This window comes from Burkholderia sp. HMSC10F09 (assembly GCF_001806955.1).
In the GTDB taxonomy this organism is placed as follows: domain Bacteria; phylum Pseudomonadota; class Gammaproteobacteria; order Burkholderiales; family Burkholderiaceae; genus Burkholderia; species Burkholderia multivorans.
Genome location: NZ_KV786578.1, coordinates 1 through 5,764, shown reverse-complemented (window position 1 = coordinate 5,764; position 5,764 = coordinate 1). Strand labels below are relative to the sequence as shown.

Below are 5,764 nucleotides of genomic sequence, written 5' to 3'. Positions count from 1 at the left end.
TCACGACCGGCATCGTCACGCCGGCCGACGACAGCGCGGCCAGCGCGGCGAGGCCGGCAGTGCCGGCGAACAGAAAGTGTCTGCGGGTGGGCATGATCGGCTCCTGAGGGCAGGTCCTGAAAACATGCGCACAGCGTAGGCAGCGGCCGGTGTCGAAGTCCTCACGGAAAGTTAAATGAATTGTGATCCCTTGCCGCCGGAAAATTTTGCACAATGGCGGCAGCGGCCGCGCGCCGCCATTCGAGCCGGGCGCCGTCCGATCTGGCATCCGCCCCGCAACCCGACCGCGCTCCGGCGCGCCGCGCCATCGCCATGGACCATCCGAAACGCATCCTGATCGTCGAGGACGACGCCGACATCGCCGACGTGCTGAGCCTGCATCTGCGCGACGAACGCTACGAGGTCGTGCACAGCGCGGACGGCGCGCAAGGGCTGCGGCTGCTGGAACAGGGCGGCTGGGACGCGCTGATCCTCGATCTGATGCTGCCCGGCGTCGACGGCCTCGAAATCTGCCGGCGCGCGCGCGCGATGGCGCGCTACACGCCGATCATCATCACGAGCGCGCGTTCGAGCGAGGTGCACCGGATCCTCGGCCTCGAAATCGGCGCGGACGACTATCTCGCGAAGCCGTTTTCGGTGCTCGAACTGGTGGCGCGCGTGAAGGCGCTGCTGCGGCGCGTCGACGCGCTCGCGCGCGATTCGCGGATCGATGCGGGCACGCTCGACGTCGCGGGACTGTCCATCGACCCCATCGCGCGTGAGGCCAGCGTCGACGGCACGCGCATCGACCTGACGCCGCGCGAGTTCGATCTGCTGTACTTCTTCGCGCGCCATCCGGGCAAGGTGTTCTCGCGCATGGATCTGCTCAATGCGGTATGGGGCTATCAGCACGAAGGCTACGAGCACACGGTGAACACGCACATCAACCGGCTGCGCGCGAAGATCGAGGCCGATCCGGCCGAACCCGTGCGGATCCTGACCGTATGGGGACGCGGCTACAAGCTCGCGGCCCCCGAGCAGCGGGACGCATGATGAGACTCACGCTCACCCGCCGCCTGTCGCTCGTCTTCTCGGTGCTGCTGCTCGCCTGCTCGGGCGCGTCCGCGTGGCTGCAGATCCGCGCGAACGACATGCGCGAGAAGGAGGTCGTGCAGGCGCTGTCGCGCGATCTCGCCGCGCACATCGCGAACAGTACGCCGCTGATGGGCGCGAACGGGCTGCGCCCCGATGCGGTACGCACGCTGTTCGGCCAGCTGATGGGCGTGAACCCCAGCGTCGAGGTGTACCTGCTCGACAACGCGGGCCGCATCGTCGGCGACGATGCGCCGCCCGGCCACGTGAAGCGCGGCCGCGTCGATCTCGCGCCCGTGAAGCGCTTCATCGCGGGCGACCCGCTGCCCATCCTCGGCGACGATCCGCGCAGCGCCGACGCACGCAAGGTGTTCAGCGCGGCGCCGCTGCAGCGCGCGGGCGAGCCGCCGGCCGGCTACATCTACGTCGTGTTGCTCGGCGAGGCGCACGACCAGCTTGCCGCGCGCGTCGAGGCGGGCAACGTGCTGCGCACGACGCTCTGGTCGATGGCGCTCGTCGCGCTGCTCGGCCTGCTCGCGGGGCTGGTCACGTTCAGCCTGATCACGCGTCCGCTGCGCCGTCTGACCGACGCGATGCGCCGCTTCGACGCCGACGGCGCGCCGGACACGCAGCCGCCCGTACCGCGCAGCGCGCCCGGCCGGCGCGGCGACGACATCGCGGTGCTCGAATCGGCGTTCGCGCAGATGGCCGACCGGATCGGCGAGCAATGGCGCGCGCTGACGCGGCAGGACCAGCAGCGGCGCGAACTGATCGCAAACATCTCGCACGACCTGCGCACGCCGCTGACGTCGCTGCACGGCTATCTGGAGACGCTGTCGCTGAAGGCCGACACGCTCGGCGAGCCCGACCGGCGCCGCTATCTGTCGATCGCGCTCGCGCAGAGCGCGAAGGTCGGCCGGCTCGCGCAGGCGCTGTTCGAACTCGCGCGGCTCGAGTCGGGCGGCGTGCAGCCGGAGCGCGAGGCGTTCTCGATCGTCGATCTCGTCCAGGACGTGTTCCAGAAGTTCGAGCTGACCGCGCAGGCGCGCGGCATTGAGCTGCATGCGCGGATTCCGTCGCGCGTGCCGGCGGTGTCGGCCGACGTCGCGATGATCGAGCGCGTGCTGACGAACCTGATCGACAACGCGCTGCGGCACACGCCCGCGCACGGCGACGTCGAAGTCGCCGTCGAGCCGCGCGGCGACCGCGTGCTCGTGACCGTGTCGGATACGGGGGAAGGGATTCCGCCGGCGCGCCGCGAAGGGCTGTTTCAGCGGCCGCAGCGGCCCGCGAGCGGCGCGGCCGCGCGCAGCGGCGGGCTCGGCCTGCTGATCGTGCATCGGATGCTGCTGCTCAACGACAGCCGCATCCGGCTTGTCGATCGCGCGGGGTACGGCGCGGTGTTCGAATTCGCGCTGCCCGTTGCATCGGCCGCGAGCGGCGACGGCGCGTCGACGGGTGGCGAGATGCGCTGAGCGGCGTCGATCGCGGTACGGCGCACGATGCGTCGCGCGACGCCCTCGGCTCTCCGCTTTTCGCTTTCCGCTTTCCGCTCGCACCGACGCGCATCGCGCGTCATCGGCCGCGCTTGCGCCGCACGTCGCTCGGCGTCGTGCCGGTCCAGCGCTTGAACGCATGGCGGAATCCGACCGCGTCGCTGAAGCCGAGCGTCGACGCGATATCGTCGATGCTGAGCGTGGTCGTGCTCAGATAGTCGATCGCGAGCGCCTTGCGCACGCTCGTCAGCAGCGCGCTGTACGACGTGCCTTCGGCTTCGAGCTTGCGCCGCAGCGTGCGCGACGTGATGCAGAGGCTGTCCGCGATCGAGTCGATGTCGGGAAACTGGCCGGGCGTGCGCGTGAGTTCCTGATAGACACGCCGCGTGACGTCGGCCTGGCTGCGCAATTCGTCGAGCAGCCGCGCACACTGCGACGACACCTGCGCGGCCGTGATCGGATTGGCGAGCTGCGGCGCGCGTGCGAGCCACGCCGACGGATAGCCGAGCGCATGACGCGGCTGGTCGAACGCGATCGGGCATTCGAGCACGTCGGCCAGCAGCGCCGCATGCGGCGGCCGCGGCTGCGCGAACTGCGCGCGCGCCGGCACGCACCACGCGCCCATCACGTCCTTGATGATCGTCACGTGCACGGCGAACTGCAGGTCGATCAGGAATCGATACAGCGCGGTGTCGAGATCGGGCAGTGCCACTTCGTGCGGGTCCGGAAACAGCCACGACGCGATGCCGTCGTGCTCGACCCAGCGGATCGCGAGCACGCGGTTCGCGAGCTGGTGGTATTTGACGGCCGAATCGAACGTGTGCGCGAGCGAGGTCGAACAGAGCAGCGCGTAACCGTACATCCCGTAGCTCGACGCGTGCAGCCGGCTGCCGACGCGCAGGCCGAGATCGGTGCCGTCGTATGCGCGAATCGCGTTGCGCGCGGCCGTCAGGAACTGCAGCGACGACGTGAGCGTAAAGGGATCGGCGACGGCGGCCGCATCGAGCCCCGTGCCGTCGAGCACGACCGCAGCGTCGACGCCGAGCGCCGACGCGACGTCGACGAGTACCGCGAGCTTCGTCGGCGAATAGCGCCGGTCGTGCAGCGCGTGCATCGACGGCGCGTCCGGCACGGCCGCCGCGGGGGCGGCCGGCGGGTTCGGAAGCGTGCTGCGCGTCATGGCGGGAGTGTCCGTCCGTTTTAGTACCTGTCCGGGCCAGCGATTCTGCCCGCGAACGTCCGGCCGCGCCACCGGGTTCACCCTGATGCGGGCGGCTGCGCGCGGCACGCGTGTGTGCGCCGACACACATCCGGGCGTGCGCGTGTCCGTTTCAATCACCTTTTCGGCCGCGCCGATCATTTTCAAGAGCCTGCCGCGCAAGCGATAGTCGCCGTTCAGGCGGCGGCCCGCGTCACCCGGACGCGCAGGCAGCCGCGTGCACGGCGCCATGCCGGATCGGGACGGCCGACAGTCCGCGCGCGCCGTCCACGGAGGAGATCGATCATGACAAACAGACCCTGGATCGGGTCGTACGGCCCGATTCCCGCGGAGATCGACGCCGATCGCGATGCATCGGTCACGGCGATGCTCGGCGACGCGATGCGCCGCTTCGCCGACCGCCCCGCGTTTCGCGCGGGCGCACGCACGCTGACCTATGCGGACGTCGATCGGCTGTCGTCCGCGCTCGCCGCGTATCTTCAGCAGGTCGTCGGCGTTCGCCGCGGCGATCGCGTCGCGGTGATGCTGCCGAACGTGCCCGCGTTTCCGATCGCGTTCGTCGCCGTCGCCAAGCTCGGCGCGGTGCAGGTGAACGTCAATCCGCTCTATACCGCGCGCGAACTCGAACATCAGCTCAACGACGCGGGCGTCGAGACGATCGTCGTATGCGGTGGATCGACCGGCACGCTGGCCGACGTGATCGCACGCACGCGGATCCGTACGGTGCTGACCGTCGGGCCCGAGGATCTCGGCATCGTGCCGGTCGCCGACGCGGCGCGCGGCGCATTGCCGACGGCGACGATCGCACTCGCCGACGCGCTCGAAGACGGCGCGCGCCGCACGTTCGACGCCGTCGCGCCGAGCGGCGACGATCTGCTGCTGCTGCAGTACACGGGCGGCACGACCGGGCTGTCGAAGGGCGCGGCGCTGTCGCATCGCAACCTCGTCGCGAACGTCGCGCAGTTCGCCGCGTTCATGTCCGACGCGCTGCGCGCGGGCGACGAGGTGATCGTCACCGCGATTCCGCTGTATCACATCTTCGCGCTGACGGTGAACTTCCTGTCGTACTTCACGGCCGGTGCGCAGAACTGGCTCGTCGCGAATCCGCGCGACGTCGATGCGCTGGTCGACGTGCTCGCGGCCGCGCGGCCGACGGTGTTCGTCGGCGTGAACACGCTGTATGCGGCGCTGAGCGCGCATCCGCGGCTCGGCGATGTCGACTGGTCGCGGCTGCGGCTCTCGATCGGCGGCGGCGCGGCGACGATCGACGTCGTGTCGGCGCGCTGGCAGGCGATCACCGGCAACTTCATCCGCGAGGGCTACGGGCTGTCCGAGACGTCGCCGGTCGTGTCGTTCAATCCGCTGTTCGTCGATCGCTTCACCGGCACGACGGGCCTGCCGTTGCCGTCGACCGACGTGAAGCTGCTCGACGAGCGCGATCGCGAGGCGGCGATCGGCGAGCCGGGCGAGATCTGCGTGAAGGGGCCGCAGGTGATGACGGGCTACTGGCAGCAGCCGGACGCGAACGCGGCGGCGTTCACGGCCGACGGCTATTTCCGCACCGGCGATATCGGCGTGTTCGACGCGGCGGGCTTCCTGCGCATCGTCGACCGGAAGAAGGACATGATCCTCGTATCGGGCTTCAACGTGTATCCGAACGAGGTCGAGGCCGTCGCGACCGCGTTGCCCGGTGTCGCCGAATGCGCGTGCATCGGCATGCCGGACGAGCGCACCCGCGAGGCCGTGAAGCTGTTCGCGGTGCTCGCGCCTGGTGCCACGCTGACCGAGGCCGACATCGTCGCGCACTGCCGCGCGAACCTCGCCGGCTACAAGGTGCCGAAGTGCGTGCGCATCGTCGAGCGGCTGCCGAAGTCGACGGTCGGCAAGATCCTGCGCCGGGAACTGTCGCGCGCCGCCTGATGGGCTCGCGAGGCCGTGCGGACGGCGCCGTGCGGCGCGCGACGCGGCCCGTCGTGCG

The 5,764-nt window shown here is 70.2% G+C and carries 4 protein-coding genes; 3 read left to right on the top strand and 1 reads right to left on the bottom strand.

Annotation, left to right across the window (positions count from 1 at the left end; all coding sequences use genetic code 11):
• Nucleotides 1-312: 312 nt before the first annotated feature.
• Both HMPREF3115_RS05575 and HMPREF3115_RS05570 read left to right on the top strand, forming a co-directional pair.
• On the top strand, nucleotides 313-1,032 hold the full coding sequence (locus HMPREF3115_RS05575; protein ID WP_006402891.1) for a response regulator transcription factor: 720 nt from the start codon (nucleotides 313-315) through the stop codon (nucleotides 1,030-1,032).
• Entirely contained in the window at nucleotides 1,029-2,546 is a 1,518-nt protein-coding gene (locus HMPREF3115_RS05570; protein ID WP_070553653.1) for a sensor histidine kinase, read from the top strand. The genes HMPREF3115_RS05575 and HMPREF3115_RS05570 overlap by 4 nt, the downstream gene beginning before the upstream one ends.
• A 100-nt stretch (nucleotides 2,547-2,646) precedes the next feature.
• Here the strand turns inward: HMPREF3115_RS05570 and HMPREF3115_RS05565 are convergent, their stop codons facing one another.
• Complete coding sequence (locus HMPREF3115_RS05565; protein WP_070553655.1) at nucleotides 2,647-3,747, bottom strand: AraC family transcriptional regulator; 1,101 nt, start codon at nucleotides 3,745-3,747, stop codon at nucleotides 2,647-2,649.
• Between the two features lie 324 nt (nucleotides 3,748-4,071).
• Here HMPREF3115_RS05565 and HMPREF3115_RS05560 point away from each other — a divergent pair, with 324 nt between their 5' ends.
• A complete protein-coding gene (locus tag HMPREF3115_RS05560; protein ID WP_070553651.1) occupies nucleotides 4,072-5,706 on the top strand; it encodes an AMP-binding protein in 1,635 nt (544 codons plus the stop codon).
• Nucleotides 5,707-5,764 lie beyond the last annotated feature (58 nt).

Bases quoted from the DNA above. Each gene is read 5' to 3' on its own strand.
- HMPREF3115_RS05575 (WP_006402891.1), top strand. From the start codon at position 313: ATGGACCATCCGAAACGCATCCTGATCGTCGAGGACGACGCCGACATC.
- HMPREF3115_RS05570 (WP_070553653.1), top strand. From the start codon at position 1,029: ATGATGAGACTCACGCTCACCCGCCGCCTGTCGCTCGTCTTCTCGGTG.
- HMPREF3115_RS05565 (WP_070553655.1), bottom strand. From the start codon at position 3,747: ATGACGCGCAGCACGCTTCCGAACCCGCCGGCCGCCCCCGCGGCGGCC.
- HMPREF3115_RS05560 (WP_070553651.1), top strand. From the start codon at position 4,072: ATGACAAACAGACCCTGGATCGGGTCGTACGGCCCGATTCCCGCGGAG.